We start from the raw sequence: 22,370 nt of genomic DNA on the forward strand, positions 1-22,370 counted from the left end.
TCTCGCAATCTCGCTGTGAGAGAGCTTTTTTCAATTGTTTAAACTAACCAGTTGCAATCCTTCTCAGAAAGTGGCACCCTTAATAGGTCAGGAAATTTTTCGGAAACGTGTAGGTGATAACCATGATCGAAGTAAAAAGCTCTCCAGTCAGTGATGGAGAATTCAATAGAGGTGTATTTGCAACTGAGGATATAAAAGAAGGAACACTGTTCCATTCTGCACCGGTAATATCCTACCCAAACGAACAGCACGAACATATTGAAAAGACGTTATTAGCAGACTATGCCTTTGAATATGGTATTAATCATTCTGCCATCTTGCTCGGCTATGGAATGCTTTTCAACCATTCATATGAACCAAATGCAAGGTATGAAATTAACTTTGATGAACATGTCTTTGACTTTTTTGCTTATAAAGACATAAAAGCCGGCGAAGAAATCCTCATTAACTATAACGGAGATGTGGATGAGATGGACCCGCTTTGGTTTAATATGGATGAAAACGAGAAAGAAGAATAGGAAAATGGTGTCCCAACAATTAGGGACACCATTTTTATTTGTTTAATTCGTAATTCATAGTCTCACTACAACTCTATTCTACAACCTTCTTCATTAGAACGACGAGCTGCATCATTTATCGAGGTAAGCAAGTATGCGTCTTGATGGCTGATGTCGGGCTTTTTACCTGATAAGATTTCCGTGACCCATTGCATCATTGCAGATGGTGCGTTCTCAGGAAGTTCATCTTCAGATGGTGTATGCCAGCCTTCTTCAAGCTTTATACTTTTAATCCTGATGGAATCGTCTTCTATCATTAAGGTTCCCTCTGTTCCATAAACCTCCAATTGGAATGGACTACCGGAAGAGACAAACCCTGTCTCTAAAATCCCAATGGCACCAGATTCATACTCTACAATGGCGACAGCATTATCATCTACCTCATAATCAAACGTTTGTTTAAACCTTGCTGTTACTGCTTTTGCTTGTCCGCCTAGTCGGTTTGTCAAATAAATGGGATGGGCGCCAAGATCGATGAAGGCACCGCCACCGCAGAGTTCCTTATCGTAAAAGTGCTGCGGCAACCAACCATTAGGATGCTGCTTGGTCGGAACGGAACCATTATGGGCAACTCGGCAACGAATGGTAGTAAGTTTTCCCAGTAATCCCTCGTCTACTACCTTTTGGGCGTAAAGATAATAGTTTGCTGTTAATCTAGGAAGTGAAATCATCAGTTTGACTCCGTGTTCCTCTATCTTTTTCAAGATGGACCTCGCTTCAGCTTCCGTTTCTGCCAGCACTTTCTCGGTAAAAACATGCTTGCCATTCTGTGCGGCTTTTGTGATGATTTCTGTATGCATGTTTGTTGGAGAGGCAACAATGACTGCATCTATCTCTGGGTTTGTGAATATGTTCTCTAGTTCTTCTTCGAAGGCAAGGTTCAGCTCCTCTGCCCATGCTTGTCCTCTTTCTTTTTCCTCATCCCAGACGTGTGTCAGGGTAATGTGTTCGTTCTGAATTGCTTCCTCTGCATATTCTTGTGCATGCACATGCCATTTACTAAGTAGAGCAGTTCTGATCATAAGTGATGTCTCCTTTTTTATTCCTGTTATTATGTAAATTTAAAAAGACAGAGTCGCCCCTGCCTTATATACAAACTCTTATAGCTTTACTTTTATTTGAATATCTTCTCCGATTTTTTCATTGTTCTCATCCACAGGTGCTTTCATATTAATCTGCACCCACTCTACATCTTCTGCTTTTGTTTCTTCTAATAGGAAGAATATAGCACCTTGCTTCTTTTCGCCGCCAGCGAATTTTTCATTCAATTCTGCAGTATCCTCACTCTTGGTTGTCAGCCTGGAATCAGGTGCAGCAACCTCTTCCCCTGTATTTGTCACGATGCTAGCTTGATAAGCTTCAAAATTAAGAGAATCGGACGTTTTGTTTTCAACTTCCAAATCGAATTGAATATATTCAATTTCTTCTTGCCCCATATATTCTTTGAATCCTCCAGCAAGCTTGCCACTCATGACAGATACTTTGTCCACATTAATGTTGAAAGAGTCTGTTTCGATTGGTTTTAGACGGTTGTTTCTCGCGTGGTACGTAAAGCTTCCACCTTCTGTTTCAGCAGTTTCACCAACTGGAATTAAGCTCTCTTCATTTTCTCTTTCCTCAGTTTCTTCTGCAAACCCTTCTTCATTTGCTTTCTTATCATCTGATGTGCATGCCGCAAGCACCACAACAAGTAGCCCTATTAAAAATAAGGATATAACTCTCTTCATACTATGTTTCCCCCTTGTGTGACTGAATCTCTTTTTTGTGTATATGGATGATTATACTGTATGTTTTCGCAGAATTGCTAGTATTCCGACAATATTCTTCACAAATTACACTTCCATTTTCAGGAACACATATAAAAGAGGGCCTATCATAGCGATAAGCCCTCTCCTAACTATCAACCTTCCAACAATAGGTCTTCTGGATCTTCTAGCAATTGTTTCACGCGTACTAAGAACTGTACAGCATCTTTTCCATCGACAATACGGTGATCGTAAGAAAGAGCGATATACATCATCGGTCTTACTTCCACTGTATCTTGATCATCCACAACAACAGGACGGCGTTGGATGGTGTGCATTCCAAGAATACCAACCTGTGGTGTGTTTAGGATTGGAGTGGAATAAAGAGAACCGAAGATTCCACCGTTTGTAATGGTGAACGTACCGCCTTGAAGATCTTTTAATCCTAAGGAGTTGTCACGAGCCTTTTTACCAAGGTCACCGATTTCTTTTTCGATACCTGCAAAGCTTAGTTTGTCAGCGTCACGTACAACTGGTACTACTAGACCTTCTTCTGTTGATACAGCAACTCCGATGTCATAGAATTTCTTCAATAGGATTTCGTCGCCTTGAATTTCCGCATTTAATAATGGGAAAGATTTTAGCGCGCCGATAACCGCTTTTGTGAAGAAAGACATGAAGCCGAGTTTGACGCCATTCTTTTTGAAGAAAGCATCTTTACGACGGTTACGAACGTCCATTACTGCCGTCATATCAACCTCATTGAAAGTAGTCAGCATTGCTGCTGTGTGTTGTGCTTCTACTAGACGCTTAGCGATTGTTTGACGTCTTCTGCTCATTTTGATGCGTTCTACGCGTGCGTCGTCCTGAACCGGGGCTGCCGCAGCTGGTTTAGAAGGTGCAGCTGCCGGTTTGGCTGGAGCTTCAGCCTTTGGTGCATTTTTAGCCTGATTATGTGCTTCCACATCTTCTACACGAACGCGTCCCATTGGATCACGATAGGAAACTTCATCAAGATCGATGCCAAGTTCTCTTGCTTTTTTGCGTGCTGCTGGAGAAGCTACTGTTCTTGATTTGGCTGCTTTCTTTTCTTCCGCAACTGGAGCTGGTGCCGCCTCCTTAGCAGGCTCAGCTTTAGGAGCCTCTTCTGCTTTCGGAGCTTCTTCCTTTGGTGCCGCTTCCGTAGCAGCGCTTGCGCCTTCTTCTCCAAGCTTGGCAATGACTTGACCTACCACAACATTGTCGCCAGGTTCTGCTAAAAGCTCTTGGATTACCCCGCTGAAGTCACTTTTTATTTCTACGTTTACCTTATCTGTTTCAAGCTCAGCAATTGTTTCTCCCTTTTCAATTGCGTCACCTGTTTTTACTGTCCATTCTGCTATTGTACCTTCTGTGATTGATTCTGCTAGTTCTGGCACTTTAATTTCGATCATTTGTTTTCCCCTCCAAGCCCTTTGTGTACGTTCACTGTATCTTCAACAATCCATGCTTGTTCTTGTTTATGAATGTGTGGCTCACCTGTTGCCGGACTGGAGCGCTTTGGACGCCCAATGTAATCCACAGAGATGCCGATATTTGCAATTTCATGAAGGTTTGCTTTCACGACCGGCCATGCACCCATGTTCTTCGGCTCTTCCTGAACCCATACGATCTCTTCTAAGTTAGGGAATTGTGCAGCAAGCTCTTCTACTTCCTTATGAGGGAATGGGTAAAGTTGCTCGACGCGTGCGATATGAAGGGCTTCGACTTCTTCGCTGCCCATTTCATCTACTTTAGATGCGAGGTCAATCGCCACTTTTCCTGTACATAATGCAAGTCGTTTTACTTTATCTTTGTTTTGACCTGTACGCTTTTCTTCCACCAACAGCTTGAAGCTTCCTTCAGTCAATTCTGATACATCTGATACCGTCATTGCGTTACGCAATAAGCTCTTCGGTGTCATGACGATAAGTGGTCTTGCATCTTCTTTCGTCGTCAGTTTTGCCTGTCTTCTTAAAAGATGGAAGTACTGTGCAGCACTTGTCACATTCGCCACAATCCAGTTGTTCTCTGCAGCAGAGTTCAAGAAACGCTCCACGCGTCCACTAGAATGCTCCGGTCCTTGTCCTTCGTAACCGTGTGGCAGAAGCATAACTAGACTGGATTTCTGGCCCCACTTCGCTCTTCCGGATGCGATGAACTGGTCAATGATGACTTGAGCTACGTTAACGAAATCACCGAATTGCGCCTCCCAAATGACAAGGGACTCAGGCGATTGTACGCTATATCCATAATCAAAACCAAGAACTGCCGTCTCAGATAACGGACTGTTGTAAAGGGATAGAGAAGCTTTGGCTTCCGGTAGTTCATGCAATGGAATGAAGCGCTCTCCTGTTTGGTTATCGTGTAAGACAAGGTGACGGTGTGAGAACGTTCCGCGCTCACTATCTTGTCCCGTTAAACGGATTGGCGTGCCGTCCGCAAGAATGGATGCAAAAGCAAGTGTTTCCCCTAAGGACCAGTCCACTTTGTTGTCCTTAGCAAGTAGACTTTCACGCTTTTTCAATATACGACCAAGCTTTGGATAAACAGTAAAAGTTTCCGGGAACTTCACCAGGTTGCTGTTGATGGATTTCAACAAGTCTTCCGGCACAGCCGTTTCTAGCTCAGGAACTTGATCACTGATTGGCTTTGGAACCTGCTTAATTTTCACATTGCCTTCGTCTTCTTTACGAAGTTCATCGAAAATTCCTTGCAACTTCTGCATGAATTCTGTCTTCTTTGCTGTAACGTCCTCTTCAGTAAGGATCCCTCTGTTCACAAGCTCTTTTCCGTACATCTCAGCAATTACCGGGTGGTTATTAATTTTTTCATATAAAAGTGGTTGCGTCACATTGGCGTCATCCATTTCGTTGTGTCCGAAACGACGGTATCCAATAAGATCAATCACGATATCTTTTTTGAACTTCTTACGGTATTCATAAGCAAACACCATCACTGCCAGACAGCTTTCCGGATCGTCTGCATTCACATGGATGACCGGGATCTCATACCCCTTTGCAAGATCACTTGCATATTTTGTGGATCGGGAATCGCCGTAGTTTGTCGTGAATCCTAACAGATTGTTTGCAATGATATGGATTGTTCCACCTGTTGCGTATCCCTTTAGCTTTGTCAGGTTTAACGTTTCTGCAACGACACCCTCACCAGGGAACGCTGCATCTCCGTGTACAAGAACACTGAAGGAGGATTGCTTGTTCTGTTTTGGATATCCTTTTTCCGAACGGTCTTCCTGGGAAGCACGTGCCACCCCTTGAACGACAGGATTGACAAATTCCAAGTGACTTGGGTTGTGAGCAAGATTGATGCGCACTACTTGTTCCTTTTCACCTGTTACTTGACGGTCTGCACCCATATGATACTTTACATCACCAGACCAACCAAAGTTGATTCCGCGGGAACCTTCAGAAGGAACCAGCTCCTTGTTTGGTGAGTGGTGGAATTCAGAAAAAATCAGCTCGTACGGCTTGCCAAGGACATGCGCAAGTACATTTAGACGGCCACGGTGCGCCATCCCGATACTGATATTTTTCGTTCCATCCTCACAGCCGGACTGAATCAGTTTGTCAAACATCGGTACAAGCATGTCCAACCCTTCGATGGAAAAACGCTTCTGGCCAACGAAAGTTTTATGTAAAAACTTTTCGAAGCCATCAACCGATATCAACCTTTCAAGAAGTTCCACACGTTGTTCTTTAGTGAACGGTCGCTCAATTCTCGTATTCTCAATATATGAGTTCAGCCATGTTTGCTCTTCCTCATCATGAATATGGCCGAATTCGTACGCAATCGTCCCTGTATAAATGCGCTTTAGGTGCTCATATGCCTCCCACGCATTAGAAATTGCCTCTGGTGCAGCTTCCCATACAAGATCAATTGGAATTTGGACAAGGTCCTGTTTGCTTAATCCGTATGTCTCCACGTCAAGGAATCCTACATCATCTTGCGGCTCCTTGTGTAATGGATTAATGTTTGCAGCAAGGTGCCCAAGCTCACGAATATTACGCAAAAGCTTGTTCGCAGAGATTACTTTTTTGATTGCCATTTGAGGTACAGCTTGAGGGTTACTTGCCTCGCTAGCTGTCTTTTCATTTGAACTGGAAATGGAATCCATTCCAGGCGGTTGTCCCAATTCTTCAAAAAGCGCACGAATAGATCCGTCTACTGATTCCGGATCTTGTTGGTACTTTTCATACATGTCATACACATAACCCATATTTGGTCCATAAAAGCGCTCCCAAATTTGTTCAACTTCGACCTTACTCATTATTATATGCCCCCATCTTAGGCTGTGACGTTTTTAAAATGCCTCTGAAATAGTTACTATATAAAGGTTCAGGTACTAAATTAGATCATCTATAAATCTTATACCCTTGCCTATTACTTACACACCTAAATTATACAGAAAAAACTTTCTATTTACCATAAAAACGTTTTCATATTTTGGACAAATTTTCTTTTATATTGGAAATAAAGGTTTTTTCAGAATATTATAAATAAACAGAGATGTCTTTGGAGTTCGCATGAATATGAAAATATTATAGTGGGTGAGTGTGGATTCCAAGCCCAGTAACGCTATAGGTGGTGTTGGTAGAGGTCTACATACGCAAAAGGCCTGCCCAAAACCAAGGCAGGCCTCTACTATTAACTTACTTTTTTAACTTCTTTATCTCTACTTTTTTCAAGCTTCCACTCTTTGTTTAGCTCCTTTAACAACCCATAGCACATAACTAAAACGATAAATGTTAAAGGCAGGGCACTAACGATAATTGCGGTCTGTAAACCAGCTAGCCCTCCTGAGGCCATCAGTACTAAGGTTGATGCAACTAGAATAATTCCCCATACAACTTTGATCTTATTTGGAGGGTTCAGTTTACCGCCGGTTGTCTGCATTCCCAAGACAAAGGTTGCGGAATCAGCAGATGTAACGAAGAATGTCGTAATTAACGCTACTGTTAATACGGATAAGAGTGCTCCAAAAGGCAGCTGTTCAAAAACATAGAATAATGCCGTTTCTAGACTTTGATCAGAGACATTCAGACCTTGAACAAATTCTAAATGTATCCCAGTTCCGCCAAAAACAGTAAACCAAAGAGCACAAACTAGACTTGGCACTAGGAGAACAGCGATTGTAAACTCCCTAATGGTTCTTCCCTTTGATACACGTGCAATGAACATACCAACAAATGGTGTCCAAGATATCCACCAAGCCCAGTAAAATACGGTCCAGCCTTGGGTCCACGCAGCTTCAGTGGCATCAAAAGGTGACAGACGCAATCCCATCAATGCTACATTTTGAACGTAGCTTCCTAAGGTAGTAGTGAACATATTTAATAAGAAAAGAGTTGGTCCAAGAATCAGCATGGCTAAAAACAACACAACCGCAAGTGACATATTAATATTGCTCAAGTACTTGATTCCCTTTGAAATACCTGTAGTTGCTGAAACGATGAAAAGTACAGTGATAACAGCCATAATGATGAACTGTACCATAAAGTTATTCGGAATGCCGACTAAATACTCCAGCCCGGCATTTATCTGTTGCGAACCTAGTCCAAGTGATGCTGCTACACCGAACAATGTAGCAAATACTGCAACAACATCAATAGTTTTCCCAATAGGTCCTTTCACCTTTTCACCAAGTACAGGGCGAAGTGTTGCACTCATTAATCCAGGTGCATTATTTTTGAATTTTTGATAAGCAAGCGCCATCGCTACAATTGCGTATATGGCCCAAGCATGAAGCCCCCAATGCAACCACGTATATCTCATCCCTAAGATTGCAGACTGTTCCGTGCTTCCTTCACCAAGTGGCGGTGCAGCAAAGTGAGAAATCGGCTCTGATACGCCATAGAAGAGCAACCCTATTCCCATTCCGGCAGAAAAAAGCATCGCAAACCATGTCGGGCGATTATATTCAGGCTTATCATCTTTTTTTCCGAGTTTTATTTTTCCATATTTACTGAAGATCATGAATGCGGCAAATAAGAGGAAGAACGTGGCAACTAATTGATAAAACCACCCAAACGTTTCCAAAACAAAAGCTTGCGCAATTCCCATCGCATTTCCAAGCTGATCTGGAATCAAAACACCTATTAATACAAACAATGCGGCAATCCCCACCGAAATTTTAAAAACTGACCTGTCCATAAGCATCAACATCCCTTTTATTATTATTTTATTCTATTCCCTACAATGCCTACTAATTAAACCATAATACTAGTAGATTGGAAAAAGCGAGGAGGAATGATATTCCAGTATATTCGGCAATATATACCTCCATGGCGCATTCAGCTTTCAAAAAGGAAGAATTGCGACCGGATAATGAAAGATGCTTCTGATTCCGGACTTTACTATTGAAAAGACAATCCCCCGGTTTTATATTTCACACTCGTTTCTCCAAATCTTTCGCCGTTTTGCTAGTTTCCACATCTTTCTCATTTTTGAGTGTGCCAAACAGAACATCCACAAAAGGCGTAGACACCCCATACCAAAAATTTTCATTTTTAAAGTGATGAAGAATATGAGTCTTTTTCACCCATTTCCCAAATTTCGTACGTGGTTTGATGGGACGGTGCGCAACATAGTGCTTCCACTCATAAAGAAAAAGCATCATCATCAATCCACTTGCAAATGCGACGGTCAACCCCCAGTTGCCAGCAATTAAATAGAAAATTAAAGCGAGTACCGATAGATTCGGCAAGCTATACCAAAGCGGTAAAAATAATAAATGCAAATCATTCGGATCAGTATGGTGGTCATAGTGAAGTCGTTTTAACATTTTTAGTAAAATTGGATGCTTCGGCGGCTTTAGATGAAATACAAACCGGTGCGTAAGATACTCACTGAACATGAAGGTCAGCATTCCAAACGCAAACACCGCTAACGCCACCCACGTCATTCCACTCCAAACCTGCCAACCTATACTCACCACGATCAGTACCATTAGAATGGTAATGTCCGGAAACAAAAAGAACTCCCTGTAGTATCCCTTCATCTCTCTTCCCCCTAGTCTAATATTATTTTACAGCGGTTTGTTCCTCCCACATCTTGATGCTTTGTTCCATCATGTTATGCACAAGCTGTTCCGCTTTGTCACCGTCTTTATCTAATGCAGCTTTCATCAGCTTCATGTAATAGTTTTTTGAAGCTTCCCGATAGGATGCGTCATGGAAGTAGTAAGTTGCAAGATTAAGATAAAGATGCCCGAAGCTATTAAGGATCAATAGATAGATAGGATTCGGCGCAGCAGCAGCAAGCCCTCTTTGGAGATCCCAATCGTACTCAGCAAAAGAGCCTGGGGTGTCAGCGACGTTTTCGCTCTCTTTTAATAATGAAATGACTTCCATAGGCTTATGTAAGACCGCTCCCTTTACATAGGAAGGAGAAAGGTTTTTTCTTAGTTCGAGGAGGTGGATGATAAATTCGTTCGGAATACTGTCCTCTTCATTCAGGATGTGGGCGATTGTCATGAGGTTTCCCTCTTTCCAATAATCATTCACTGTAGCACGTTGGTTATGGCGAATCGTGAGCCATCCATCGCGTTCAAGCCGTTGCAGTACTTCACGAATGACTGGCCTCCCCACTTCCAATGTGGTGGCAAGTTCTCGTTCCGATGGTATTTGTGTGCCTGGCACAAATTCCCCTTGTAGGATTTTTTGGATAAATAACTTTTCGACCTTATCACTTACTCGCATATTGATGACGGCCCCTCCTTTTATACAAGGTAAAATAAAACTGGTAATACCAAATTTACACGTGGTATTACCAGTTTATCTTCAACTCTAATAAATTTCAATAATTTTCTGTTAATTAAGCATACCACTTGTGCCACATTTTCTTGTTGTTGCCTCTTACAAAGGTATCAATTCTTCCCATGCCCCATGAAACAGCTGCTGGATGGGATTGCACACCACCACGAGGTGCACCAAGGTTGCCCCACTCGCTCCAACGTTGGCCATTCCAATATTTCTGCCACATGCGGTTATCATCGCCTTTTACAAAAACGTCAATCCGATTTGGTGACCATGAAGCTGCAGCTGGTGCTCCTTCAAATCCGCCTCGTGGGGTGCCGAGATTCTCCCATTGACTCCAGCTACTGCCGTCCCACCATTTATGCCACATGCGCTCATTCATTCCTCTGACAAAGCAATCGATGCGGTTTGGCCCCCATGACACAGCACCTGGTGATCCCGTTAATCCGCCTCGTGGTGCACCGAGATTTTCCCACTGACTCCAGCTAGTTCCGTCCCACCACTTGTGCCACATGTTATTGTCCATTCCTTGTACAAAGCAGTCTAAACGGTTGACAGACCAAGAAGCTACAGATGGTGTCCCTTTAAAGCCTCCACGCGGGGAACCAAGATCCTCCCACTGGCTCCAACGCTGTCCATCCCACCATTTGTGCCACATCCCTTCATTGGCACCGCGGGCAAACGTATCAATCCGGTTCTGCCCCCAAGACACTGCTGCCGGAGAACTTCTCAAGCCGCCTCGAGGAGCGCCAAGGTCATTCCAGCGACTCCATCGCCTTCCGTTCCAGAACTTTTGCCATAAACGATTGTCTTCCCCGCGCACAAACGTGTCAAGACGATTGGCAGCCCAAGATGAAACTGCAGGTGCCCCTTTCATCCCAAGTAAAGGCGATCCAAGATCTTCCCACTCTCGCCAGCTGGCCCGCATCTCACTTTCATCATCTCTATAGTACGGATATGGACGTGGGCGAGGGTAGTAATATGGGTAATAATATGGCGCCGGATAATATGGATAATAATAAGGATAAGGATAATATGGCCTTGGACGAGGATAGAAAAAAATCAGCCGCTCATCCGTTGGCGTTTGCCTATACGCATAAGGATTTTGACCGGGATTCTGATGTGAAAACATATAAAAAACCTCCCCTAACTAGACTTCTGCCTAATAACTTATGCAGGAAGAGTGTGGGGAGGTGCATGGTTAAAATGATTTAATAGGTGGTTATGTTATAAGATCTGCTGAGCAATCAACCTGTCTAGCTTACGGATGTCCACTTTTTTGTTAATATTTAGCTTGAAAGTACCTGCCTTTGTCCAAAGCTCAAGCTCCGCGTTGGTATCAAATGTACCTCCGTTTTCGGAAGAGTACATCACAATAGATTTAAAAGGAATCGTATACATCTCCACTTTTTTGCCAGTCAGACCTTGACGATCTGCTATAATAATTCGTTTATTGGTGACAACTGCTATATCCCGAATTGTTTTATACGCAATTTCTGCCCTTTCCCCATCTATCAAAATATCTTCAATGTCTCGGGTTACAGCTGTTTCTGACATGAAGGTCCAAGTCATAAGTGTGTTCACTGCCATGCTTTCGTCCTCCTTTATTTTTACTATATTAATAGTATTATATAAACAATGGGTGAATCCTGCATGGAAGAGGGTTTTCTTTGGGAGAATTGGAGGAGGCAATCTTGCGGAAACCACCAAACAATGGACATACCCATTGTAAAAATGATATATCCATTATAAAAGTCATATATCCATTGTAAATCCAATTTATCCATTTTAGCCCACTCAAATAAAAAACAAAGCTCCCCAAAACGGGAGCTTTGCCACCAAGACCAACCCTGTCCACCCAGCCTGGCCTCTACTGTATCCCTTCCTCCTCTGCCTCCAACAGCATCTCCGCCACAAGCCACCTTAATGTCTCCTGGAAAACTGTCTGATCCTCGGCAGGAGTCAATGGGACAAAACTGATACTTTTTCCGTCCAGTTCTTCCACCTCAATGCCACCGTGCTTTTCAGGATAGAACACGAGCACCTGATGTACAGGGCGATACTTCTGCCAACGCTTTTTCCCGTAAATATAAGGAGACCTCACATTATCGGCATAACTCGTCAGCTGTCTCATTGAATCTGTCAGCGCATGCCGCTTGCGATACTTCATGTCAATCATAATGGTGCCAATATAAATCTCCTGTAAGAACAAATCCATCCGCACATCAGGGTTATTATTCGTACCAGTAGTGTAGACAGGGACCGTCCATTTATCCGTTGCTTCCGGATGGCTCGGGATGGTTCCGTCATAGGTAATATGCAGGGAGATATCCCCAAATTGATACTGAATCATATTGTCCTTTGCGACTGGCTTACTAGTTGTCACAAGGCTGCCACGTTCCCCCGGCTCTCCACTGCCCCTCTTTCCAAACACATCCACCACCTGCAGCCAACCCCAAATCTCATACAACTGGTCGGTCCGTTTCCACTGCTGGCCAAGCGCAGTATGAACCGGAATCTCCTCCCCTTGAAGAGCCTGATCAATTTGATATAGCTTTCGGTACCGAACATCCACAAACATAACCATTGGAACTGAAAGCGCCTTTTTGTAAGACACCTCCCGATACCAGTGGCTGGATTTTACAAGATTTAACGCACCACTCATCCGCATCGCTTTTCCGCGATATTCCTTCAATTCCTCCACTAGGCGACGCTTTCTCTCCAACGGAAGGGAAATGGAGAACGAATAATCCCTACGACTTGATAACCCTTTAATGGTCGTGTCCATACATGCCACAAATTCATGCAATAATTGATTCCACTTTTCTAAAATCGCTTTTAACATCTGATTTTCAGGAAGGTCATAATTTATCCGCTTTTGCACCGATTTTACCAGATTCATCGTATCAGGCCGCTTCAGCCGATGCTGAATGGATACAACGTCCACATGGGCCGGCATTTCAGCAGGCTGCATCTGGTATTCCCTCGAAACCGACGACCTCACCCTTTGAGCAAGATCGGAGACAATTGCATAGATATCCGTAAAATAATGCTGCAACATTTGATACTGGCGAAACAACTTCGGATCAATCCGGAGTGCCGCTAAACTCTTCGGACTATGCTGTTTGCGGATAACCTCAAGTGCAACACCCTTTAGTTTCTCCTCTACTTCAGAGCGCATCGTTGCAAGCTGATCGTCAAAAAGTCTGTTAGATATGACTTTTACTAGCGTGTAGAACGTCCTTCCATCCGACGTTTCCACCCTCAAGCTGTACAGACCGGGAATATAAGGATAATAATTGTCTGATGTGGAATGCCTGAAAAGTGTTACCATTCCATCGCAACCAAGATAACTCTCCTCTGACTCCTGATCAACCAGCAACCTATCATCCCCAAGCCCATCAAATCCGTCCATATAACATCTTGCCCCGCTATCATCACATTGGAACCGCAGCTCAAGATTGACGTTCTCTCTTATCTCCGTGTAAACATGTACCGCTTCATCCCAGTCAGATAGGTGCTCAACAAAGCTTTGAACCTCCGTATCCTCCCGAGATCCATTTTGAAAAACATGTGTAAAAATAACCGAAAAAGGCTGCGTGCTACATGGTGTATCCATTATATTTCAGCTCTTTCGCTTTTTGTTTGATGACATTTCTACTCTCCTTGAAAATCGAGATATTCGTGTAGCGATCAAATAACCGAATAATCAAACTTCCTTCCACGGTATCCTTTTCACGGTTATATCGACCAAGCAAGTCTCTAAGCTGATCCTCTGATCCTCTCACTTTTGTCAAAACACGCTGGACAACTTGGAGGTCAAAAGCATCTTCTCGTAAAATATATTCCTGTGCCGGAAGATTGCCCAAATACTGATCAATCTGCTTTACAATCCGCGGCCCCACCCCGACTTGCTTGTTCACACTTTGCATCATTTGATGAACTTCCCATAACAATCCCAGTTCATCATCATGAAGGCTTAAACTTCTATTTTTATATTGAAAGGATTCAAACGTATCATAATCCACTTCATCTGCACGTGCGACCATCCCTTTTTTCTTTTCCGGAAGCTGTTTCATCTCGGTGAACGGCATCACATCTAACGACAGGACATTCGCACGATCTAACACCTTATCGGAAAAGTGATAAGTCGACTCATCCATATTGACCGTGCCGACAAACAGAACATTTTCACGGATTACGATGGTCGGCGGGTATTGTGCAGAGTTATACAATCTGCTTTCCAAATCATCGTTATATAACCTGAGCACACGCTTTCCATGATCCATCTCCAAAATTGATAAGAACTGGGAAAAATAATGCTCCACTCTTGCCAAATTCATCTCATCAAAACAGATGATATACAGTTTGTCCTTGTCATCTTCCGCCTTCCGAAGCGCATTGATCAGCCCCGAATCCCCAGGACGATACACCATATTCAGCGTGTCCGCATAGCCGATTAAATCTGAATCTGACGTCCAAGACGGACTTACTGGAATGACAGTAAGCTGCTCTCCTTTTAGACCAAGTGAGTGGCTATACAGCTCCACCAATTTCGTTTTGCCGGTTCCACTCATTCCTGACAAGATGACAAGAGACGACGACTTCATCGAGGTGTGAAAATTGATAAGATTCTCTTTCCGATAAATGAGTCCCGCATCCTGCGTGTGGCTGAAAAGAAGCTCCAAAAACTCCTGTTCCTTCTCATTTCCTTTTGGAACAGGGACGCTAATTTCGCTTATCGGCTTTTCCATAACCGAAACGGCAACCTCCTGCCTGCTGCTTTGAATTTCTGGTGAGGTTTGCTTGTCTATAGAGGAAGCTCCTCCGCTTACCTCATCTTTAAGGGTCTTTTCTCGATCAGACACATCTGCCACCTGCACCGCCTCTTGTTCTTCTAAACGATGCAGTAACTTCTGAAAGAGGGTAATTGGTACAAATGCAACATTCGGGCTCTCATCCGTCAGGTAGCACTCATCCAGCCATTCCTCTTCCAAGGCAAGCCCCTTCAACTCATCGCGCAATTCAAAGTTGAATCCTCCATGTGCATACTGATGTTTCTCAAAAACTCCATAGACTGTAAACTGCTCGTCTTCTTCCGTTTCTTCTCTCCACAATATAATCTGGGGTGTGTCGTTCGCCTCATGCGACACTTCCGTAATGCGGCCAACAAACTTCTTTTCCACAAGCCTTGAAATAAAGACATTCTGCTCCATTCCATTTACTTTTTGGCTGAAAATAGGAATAGGCATTAACTTAATATCCTTTTCATAGCTTGGAAGCTTAGGCATCACGCGCACCCCGAACATGTTATACACTTCTTCATGATTGTAACGAATGCGTTTTTCGACCTTGAAAATTAATAGCCGATCATCCAACCATTCCCGTAACTTTTCTTTTCGGATAAATTCCGGCTGCGTATAGTCATCCTCAAATCCCCATTTTTCCAAGTCAGAATAGAATCCTGTCACCGCCTTAACATTCGGAAAGCTTTCGGCAGGCTGTGAAATGATTCGGACAAAAAACTGGAGACTGTCCTGCTTATTTATTAGTATCGAGTCCCTGTAGAGCAACTCACTCTGATCGACATCTGCCAGCACACCAACTAAGTCATTCTCCCAAACCTTATTCATCGCTCTCAACCTTTCTCTATATAACGTTTCATTGTCGGAAAATCGCTAAATTCTTTAATATTTTTCTGTACCGTTCGCTTAATTTTCCTTCTCATTTGTGGCGGCACAAGATACGTCATCATCCAAACCTCATCACATTTTTCAAGCAATTCCGATTCCAAAGCGTCAGAAACATCCTTCAGCTCCAGCACACGAAAACTGTGTTTTGCTGAATTTTCTGTTAATTTATTTTTTGGATCACCCACCAATACTATTTCCTTTTGGCCCATTGTAGCAGGTGGATTTTCATCTGTTCGAGCTATTGTTGTTGCAGCCACCTCTTGTTGTTGATGAAGCAACATCGCATTCAAGTGAGAAATTTCTCCCTTCAACTTTGCCACTTCCTCTTTTAACGCTTCATTTTCTTGGGCGGTTTTCTTGTTGTTTTCCACAGTCTCCCTGTGTTGCGCCCGTTCTGTTCCAAGTTCCTGCTGCAGTTTTAACTTCTCGCTCAGCGCTGATTGTTTCTCTTCCTTAGATTGCTGCTTTAACTGAGAGTACTTTTTTTCCCACTCTCCTATTTTTGCACGCAAATCCTTGTTCTTATCTTCGGACTTGTTCCATTTTTTCTCCCACTCCGTTTTGGAGGTAGAATCTACCTTCTCAGATGAAACTACCTCTTCCTTTTTTTCCTTTCTATCTACAAGACTACTTAACTCATCTACCTCATATTTTTCCATCAACATCTCTTCAAACTCCATTGCAAGCTTTTCAAACTTCTCCTCTTCACTTGCATATAAGCCACCAAGAATCAGATGAAGCTCTTTTCCTTCTTCATATAACTCTATTAATGCATCTAACGTAATTTCGTCCCCGTTGTCTGCAGGTTCATCTGTATCATCATCATTTATCGTGTAATATGCTTTAATCATTTTTAGATTTCGCGGTTTCAAGGCTTCTGCGATAACCATCGCCCTCGCATGTTTTATATTTTCCTGATTTATTTGACGGAAGCCTTTTACCTGGATTGACCAAAAGTCCACTAATTCCACCAATTCCACATCCGAAATCGTACTAAATACCTTTTTCCATGTTTCTCTGCTCAATTGTATGACCCCCTCTTATTTCTTGTAGATTCCCTATTTTCTCTGATACTCTATTAAGTAATGACACTTCTAATTTTACATGAACACACACGTTTTTGTAAGGTTTCGAAAATTTAAACATAGAACTATCTTCCTAGAGAGGTGATTGGTCATGAGTCTTTTAGAAAAAATTAAAGAAATCCCTGCAACACCAGGCGTATACCTAATGAAAGACTCTGCAGGCCAAGTCATCTATGTCGGAAAATCCAAGCGCCTACGACAACGCGTTCAATCCTATTTCAGAGAATCTGCTACCCATACAAACAAAGTCCGAAAACTTGTCAAGCATATCTATGATTTAGAAATCATTGAAACGGACACGGAATTCGAAGCCCTACTGTTAGAATGGCAGCTCATCCAAGAAATCCGTCCCCAATATAACCGGCAAATGAAAACACCAGAGGCCTTCCTCTATTTAACCATCCGAAAAGTCGGCAAACTCTATCGTCTTCGCCCATCCACCCAGCCCTTGCGTGGTGGCGATGGCTGGAGCTTTGGACCATATACAAGCAGAAAAACAGTCAGTTTTGCAATACGAGGGTTGAAAGAGGTGTACAAACTAGACTGCTCTAACCCCGCCATCAATGGTTCTCCTTGCCTAAACTACTCCCTTGGTCTTTGCCGCGGGATCTGTCTTGGCGGCAAAGCAGTCCGGGAATACAATGCCATTGTGGAACAGCTCATCCAGCTGCTTAATGGGGAAAGTGCGGAGCTGCTAGAAGACATGCAGCGGGAAATGAGGCAGTTTGCGGACGACTTGGATTTTGAGCGTGCAGCCAGATACCGCAACTGTATCCAATCCTTGCAGGCCCTGTTGCAAAAAGAAGATGTGATGGACTTTACCGAAGGAAATCACTTAATGCTGGTGGCCGAAAGATTGGATGAACACAGGGTGAAATGCTTTATGATCAGGAGGACGGATGTGTTGTTTAGTGAGGTTTATGGCGGTGAAAACGGAATAAATGAGAAGGTGCGTAGAGATATTTTCTCAAGGCTTTTGCGTGAACTGGCAGATGTCGGTCCTGCTGCAAAGCGTGGAGTAAGCCGGTTTGAAATTGATAAAGCACAAATTATTTACAGTTATCTTCGTAGCGGGAAATGTAGGTATAAAATGATCGGTAGTGAAGATTTGGATGCGTTGGAATCGGTAATTTTGGAGGTTTTTTCAAAATAATAATTGGAATATACACTTTTGCCAACCCCTTTTTGCATGAAGTGGTTGGCTTTCTTTTTGTTTTTTTAGATACACACTCGAGTTCGTGCCGAAAGTGGGCAAGTTCGTGCCAAAATACCCCGAGTTCGTGCTAAACGAGCAATCACGCAAATGAATCCAGTTTTAACTTGCGCTCAACCCCATCTCATACACCAAAAATCGCTCATTCGCATTTTTCTCAAACTCATCAAGCTGGACCTCTAGCTTAAGAGTAAACATCGAATGATTCTCCAAGAAGAACACAAAATCAGGAGCCGGATAATAAAGCACAATCTCTATAGGCCGATAATGTTGCTCTATGGAGGAGAGGATATTACTGACCACTTTCCTGAAAATATCTATCGTAAACGGGTTGAAAAAATAGAACACATCAGCCGTTTCAGGTATTGTATACTCTTCGGCCAAGCACTTCTCAAACATGATCCTCTGTCTTCCCTTACCTTTATACATGATCAAATTCTTCAGACAATCCTCGTAAAATGTCTCATTCATTTCTATTCCGGTTACCTTAGGCCCAAACCGATGTGCCAAGTAAAAGTTCAACCTGCCTTTTCCACAACCAAAGTCAACCACGTGATTACAGGAATCTACCAAGTATGTTTCAAACAGCCGGTCAAGCGCTTCATATGGTGTCGGCTCATAGCGATGATAGGTAAAAGAGCGGTGAATACCCATCTGTATATCAGCAGTTTTGATGTTTAGTTTCTGATCATAATTTACTAGAGATCTTGGCATATCCCTTTCCCCTATTCTAATTAATGCTTATTTTGAATTACTTTATTAGTTGAAAATGCTCCATATATATATCAGGCTTAAAATAATAATCCATTTTCTTAACCCATTCTTCAAATAAGTCAGAGCCTACGAACCCTTTCATATGGTCCTCAATGGATTCCCATTCCACTTGCACCATATACTTCCCTTCTGTTTCGATGCATTTATGTAATGTGTGGGCGATATAGCCTTTTGACCGAGCGATCGTTTCTTCAGCTATTACCGCAAAATCTTTTTCAAATCCCGCTTCCATTCCTTCATTTATATTAAAAAATGCAACTTCCGTTATCATAATTGTATCTTCCTCTCACTAGTAAATTTTCTTCTATATCCATATTATGCGTGAAAAACGCTAGAATTAAAAACCAGACACGTAGCTTATCCTCATTAATTAGTAAACTGCGGATTTTATTAGCCAAGTTTTCATTTTATTGTCCAACTTCTAGATTTATTGTCCAATCTTTTAGTTTTATTGTCCAACTTCTAAGTTTATTAGCCACTTCCACTCATATAATTGCCATTCGACACAAACTCACATCAAGCGACAATTACACACCCCAACTTCTTCGAGCCACAGCCGCACCCCAAACACAAAAAATCCACCCCCACCCAAACAGGCAGAAGCGGACTTCCCTCACACAGTTTAATTATTCCCCACCAATTCCGTCTTCACTTTCCGCTCACCAGCTCCAGTCAGTTCCCCAATACCCTCAGGCTCGACTTCTGTCTCTGGATCCTCCACCTGTGTCGCTCGCTTAATAAAGAAAGACAACACGAGCGCAACCACCGCAATAAACGTCGACACGAAAAAGGCAAAATTGATTCCTTCTAGCATTCCTTGCATCATGACCTGCTGCTGCACTCCCGCAATCGCCTCTGTTGATGGGTTCGCACCCAAAGCAGCCATTGCATCTCCTGACAGCTCGCGACCAACGCTTTCCGCCCTTGTTGACATCAACGTCACTAACAGCGCCGTTCCAATCGCCCCTGACACTTGCTGTAACGTGTTGTTCATTGCAGTACCATGCGGATAGAATCGTGTTGGTAGCTGGTTCAATCCGTTCGTGGAAACCGGCATAAACACCATTGACATACCAAACATACGAACGGTATATAAAATCAATAGTTGCGTGTAAGTCGTTTCAAAAGTCAACTGACTAAAGAAATATGTCGTCACAACTGTTATAGACAAACCAGTAATCGCAAGTGCTCGGCCACCGTACTTATCAAACAACTTCCCAGTGACAGGCGACATTAACGCCATTACAATCGCACCCGGAAGCATCAATAAACCCGCATCCAACGGTGAAATTCCGCGAATCGTCTGCACATAAATCGGCAACAAAATCATCCCGGAGAACATCGCCATCGTAATAACCATTGAAATGGCTGATGATAAAGCAAACATCGGATATCGGTAGATCCCAAAGTTCAGCATCGGTTTTTCTTTTCCAAGCTGACGTAAAATAAACCAAACTAACGATAACGTACCAATTGCAATGGTTCCGTAAACAAGCGGACTATCCCACCCTTTGGATCCAGCAGAACTAAATCCATACAATAATCCACCGAAACCTATACTCGATAAAACAACGGAAAGTTGATCCAACCGGATATCCTGCTTTTCTTTTCTGTCCTTTAATAGAAAAACACCTAATAGCAAAACAGCAATCGCTATTGGCGAAACAAAGTGGAAAAGCATTCTCCAATCATAATGTTCAATTAACCAACCAGAAAGCGTCGGCCCGATGGCAGGTGCACCCATCATGATCAGACCGAAAACCCCCATCGCAGTTCCGCGCTTTTCAATCGGGAAGCTGACTAGCATCACATTCATCAATAGCGGCATTAAAATGGCCGACCCGGAAGCCTGCATCATTCTACCTGCTAAAAGAACCCCAAAAACCGGTGCAAAACCGGCCATCACTGTCCCCACTGCAAAGAGACCCATTGCGACAATAAATAAATTCCGTACAGAATACTTTTGAATTAAGAAAGCTGTGGTCGGGATCAATACCCCATTCACCAGCATGAAGCCGGTTGTCAGCCATTGAACCGTGGATGGTCCCACTTGAAGCTCTGCCATAATGGACGGCAGGGCAATATTTAATAAGGTATTATTTAAAAAAGCAATAAACGCGCCTATCATTAAAATGGCCAAAATACCATATGGCGGACGATTTATCGTTGTGTTTGGTGCTGCTTGCTGCATTGTTTCTCCTCCATTTATACTAACAGTACATTTTTATACTACTATTACATCTACCCCAATTTTATACCATCGGTTCAAATTTATCAATCTTGAAAACTTTGTTAATTTGCTATTTGTATAAAGGTTCTATTTCGTGTACTATTATTTTTGTACCACCAGTCTACTTTAGTTAGGTGATAAAATGAAGGATCGTAAATTGCATGTTCTTACATGTGCTCATAAACTTTTTATTGAAAAAGGGTTTCAAGCGACTTCCATCCAGGACATTCTCGATGAAAGCGGCATTGCCAAAGGAACCCTATATAATTATTTTTCATCGAAAAATGAACTGTTAATTGCTCTGTTCAAAACGTTATATAAAAAAATGGAAAAAGAACGGAACGACCTCCTGATTGGACAGGACCCGTCGGACATTAACATTTTCATCAAACAGTTTGAACTCCAAATGGAGACAAACCGGGCAAACAAATTGATCTCCCTATTTGAGGAAGTCATCTTTATTAATGATTCGGAGTTAAAGGATTTCATCCACAAAACTCAGCTAAGGATGCTAAGATGGGTGCACCATCGCTTCTTGGAAATTTTCGGAGAGGAAAAACGAGAATACCTTTGGGATTGTGCCATCATGTACCTTGGAATACTGAATCACGGCATCAGATACTACACGATGACCCATGATAAGAAACTGGACATCCATAGAGTTGTCCAATACAGTGTCAATCGCTTGGTGAAGATCGTGGAGGATGTAGCGGAGTCAGGTGAGGTGTTGGTAGATGCAGAGTCGATGGCACGCTGGGTGCCGAATGAAGGAGATAAGGAGTTACCGCTTCCTCACGCTATTGCCCATACAGTGACTGAATTGAAAAAAAGTCTTTCCGGTGGGACTGATTATGGGCGGAAAGTAGAACTTTTGGACTTTATTCAAGATGAGTTAAGCGGGAAAAACCGCACCGCTCCTAGACGCTTCATAGTGGAGAGTGCAATGGATAGCTTAAGCAAGGACGAGACCTTTGCCTCTAACGGTGGACAGGAATGGGTGAAGCTTCAAGAGCTTGTGAAAAGGTCCATTATAGCGGGTGACGGTGACTGTTCGTAAAGCAGGTTTGCGACATAAAGGATGGAATCGGGGATTAATTGAAGACAGGCGAGGTTGGATGTATATACTCCAACTCACGCTTGTCTTCTTTTATGTCATGAAGACCATCACAACCAATAATCCCACCTGAAAATGTCTTCATCCCTTCCCTTCCCTTCCCTTCCCTTGGATAGCCCCCTTAGGAACCATTGAAACTTTAACGCATTAACGCACAGCGGGTCAG

General features: G+C 42.9%; 18 protein-coding genes. 3 read left to right on the plus strand and 15 right to left on the minus strand.

The features are described from left to right. Positions 1–122: 122 nt before the first annotated feature. Positions 123–518 carry an SET domain-containing protein gene (locus FZC76_RS13545; protein WP_060664277.1) on the plus strand — a complete coding sequence of 132 codons (396 nt, stop codon included), beginning with the start codon at positions 123–125 and terminating at the stop codon, positions 516–518. A gap of 65 nt (positions 519–583) precedes the next feature. On the opposite strand, the gene FZC76_RS13550 is transcribed toward FZC76_RS13545, so the two are convergent. The 12 genes from FZC76_RS13550 to FZC76_RS13610 form a co-directional block, all read right to left on the minus strand. After that, positions 584–1,579: a Gfo/Idh/MocA family protein gene (locus FZC76_RS13550; protein ID WP_148988706.1), complete on the minus strand. Its 996-nt coding sequence runs from the start codon at positions 1,577–1,579 to the stop codon at positions 584–586. Between the two features lie 78 nt (positions 1,580–1,657). Further along, the gene (locus FZC76_RS13555; RefSeq protein ID WP_148988707.1) at positions 1,658–2,284 is read right to left on the minus strand and encodes a hypothetical protein; all 627 of its coding nucleotides are present in this window, start codon (positions 2,282–2,284) and stop codon (positions 1,658–1,660) included. A gap of 173 nt (positions 2,285–2,457) precedes the next feature. Then, a complete protein-coding gene (gene odhB / locus FZC76_RS13560) occupies positions 2,458–3,735 on the minus strand; it encodes a 2-oxoglutarate dehydrogenase complex dihydrolipoyllysine-residue succinyltransferase (RefSeq protein WP_148988708.1) in 1,278 nt (425 codons plus the stop codon). Continuing rightward, on the minus strand, positions 3,732–6,608 hold the full coding sequence (locus tag FZC76_RS13565) for a 2-oxoglutarate dehydrogenase E1 component (protein ID WP_148988709.1): 2,877 nt from the start codon (positions 6,606–6,608) through the stop codon (positions 3,732–3,734). The genes odhB and FZC76_RS13565 overlap by 4 nt, the downstream gene beginning before the upstream one ends. Positions 6,609–6,985: 377 nt before the next feature. Further along, positions 6,986–8,491 carry a glycine betaine uptake BCCT transporter gene (locus FZC76_RS13570; protein WP_148988710.1) on the minus strand — a complete coding sequence of 502 codons (1,506 nt, stop codon included), beginning with the start codon at positions 8,489–8,491 and terminating at the stop codon, positions 6,986–6,988. 235 nt (positions 8,492–8,726) lie between these two features. Then, the gene (locus FZC76_RS13575) at positions 8,727–9,338 is read right to left on the minus strand and encodes a sterol desaturase family protein (protein ID WP_148988711.1); all 612 of its coding nucleotides are present in this window, start codon (positions 9,336–9,338) and stop codon (positions 8,727–8,729) included. A gap of 22 nt (positions 9,339–9,360) precedes the next feature. Next, positions 9,361–10,038, minus strand: coding sequence for a GntR family transcriptional regulator (locus FZC76_RS13580; RefSeq protein WP_148988712.1), 678 nt, complete (start codon positions 10,036–10,038; stop codon positions 9,361–9,363). Positions 10,039–10,153: 115 nt separating this feature from the next. Next, complete coding sequence (locus tag FZC76_RS13585) at positions 10,154–11,227, minus strand: carbohydrate-binding protein (protein WP_187442072.1); 1,074 nt, start codon at positions 11,225–11,227, stop codon at positions 10,154–10,156. A gap of 95 nt (positions 11,228–11,322) precedes the next feature. Beyond that, positions 11,323–11,685: a PH domain-containing protein gene (locus tag FZC76_RS13595; RefSeq protein ID WP_148988713.1), complete on the minus strand. Its 363-nt coding sequence runs from the start codon at positions 11,683–11,685 to the stop codon at positions 11,323–11,325. Between the two features lie 280 nt (positions 11,686–11,965). Then, positions 11,966–13,714, minus strand: coding sequence for a DUF2357 domain-containing protein (locus tag FZC76_RS13600; RefSeq protein ID WP_148988714.1), 1,749 nt, complete (start codon positions 13,712–13,714; stop codon positions 11,966–11,968). Then, complete coding sequence (locus tag FZC76_RS13605; RefSeq protein WP_148988715.1) at positions 13,698–15,728, minus strand: McrB family protein; 2,031 nt, start codon at positions 15,726–15,728, stop codon at positions 13,698–13,700. The genes FZC76_RS13600 and FZC76_RS13605 overlap by 17 nt, the downstream gene beginning before the upstream one ends. A 5-nt stretch (positions 15,729–15,733) precedes the next feature. Beyond that, positions 15,734–16,813 carry a hypothetical protein gene (locus FZC76_RS13610; protein WP_148988716.1) on the minus strand — a complete coding sequence of 360 codons (1,080 nt, stop codon included), beginning with the start codon at positions 16,811–16,813 and terminating at the stop codon, positions 15,734–15,736. Positions 16,814–16,964: 151 nt separating this feature from the next. Between FZC76_RS13610 and FZC76_RS13615 the strand changes: the two genes are divergently transcribed. Beyond that, positions 16,965–18,026 carry a GIY-YIG nuclease family protein gene (locus FZC76_RS13615; protein WP_148988717.1) on the plus strand — a complete coding sequence of 354 codons (1,062 nt, stop codon included), beginning with the start codon at positions 16,965–16,967 and terminating at the stop codon, positions 18,024–18,026. Positions 18,027–18,188: 162 nt separating this feature from the next. On the opposite strand, the gene FZC76_RS13620 is transcribed toward FZC76_RS13615, so the two are convergent. From FZC76_RS13620 to FZC76_RS13630, 3 genes are all read right to left on the minus strand, one after another. Next, on the minus strand, positions 18,189–18,800 hold the full coding sequence (locus FZC76_RS13620) for a methyltransferase domain-containing protein (protein WP_148988718.1): 612 nt from the start codon (positions 18,798–18,800) through the stop codon (positions 18,189–18,191). A 37-nt stretch (positions 18,801–18,837) separates the two neighbouring features. After that, entirely contained in the window at positions 18,838–19,131 is a 294-nt protein-coding gene (locus tag FZC76_RS13625) for an antibiotic biosynthesis monooxygenase family protein (RefSeq protein WP_148988719.1), read from the minus strand. A 351-nt stretch (positions 19,132–19,482) separates the two neighbouring features. Beyond that, complete coding sequence (locus tag FZC76_RS13630; RefSeq protein ID WP_148988720.1) at positions 19,483–21,051, minus strand: DHA2 family efflux MFS transporter permease subunit; 1,569 nt, start codon at positions 21,049–21,051, stop codon at positions 19,483–19,485. A 181-nt stretch (positions 21,052–21,232) separates the two neighbouring features. Here FZC76_RS13630 and FZC76_RS13635 point away from each other — a divergent pair, with 181 nt between their 5' ends. Next, positions 21,233–22,147, plus strand: a complete 915-nt coding sequence (locus tag FZC76_RS13635; RefSeq protein ID WP_148988721.1) for a TetR/AcrR family transcriptional regulator — start codon at positions 21,233–21,235, stop codon at positions 22,145–22,147. Positions 22,148–22,370 lie beyond the last annotated feature (223 nt).

This window comes from Sutcliffiella horikoshii (assembly GCF_008180725.1).
Taxonomy (GTDB): Bacteria; Bacillota; Bacilli; order Bacillales; family Bacillaceae_I; genus Sutcliffiella_A; species Sutcliffiella_A horikoshii_B.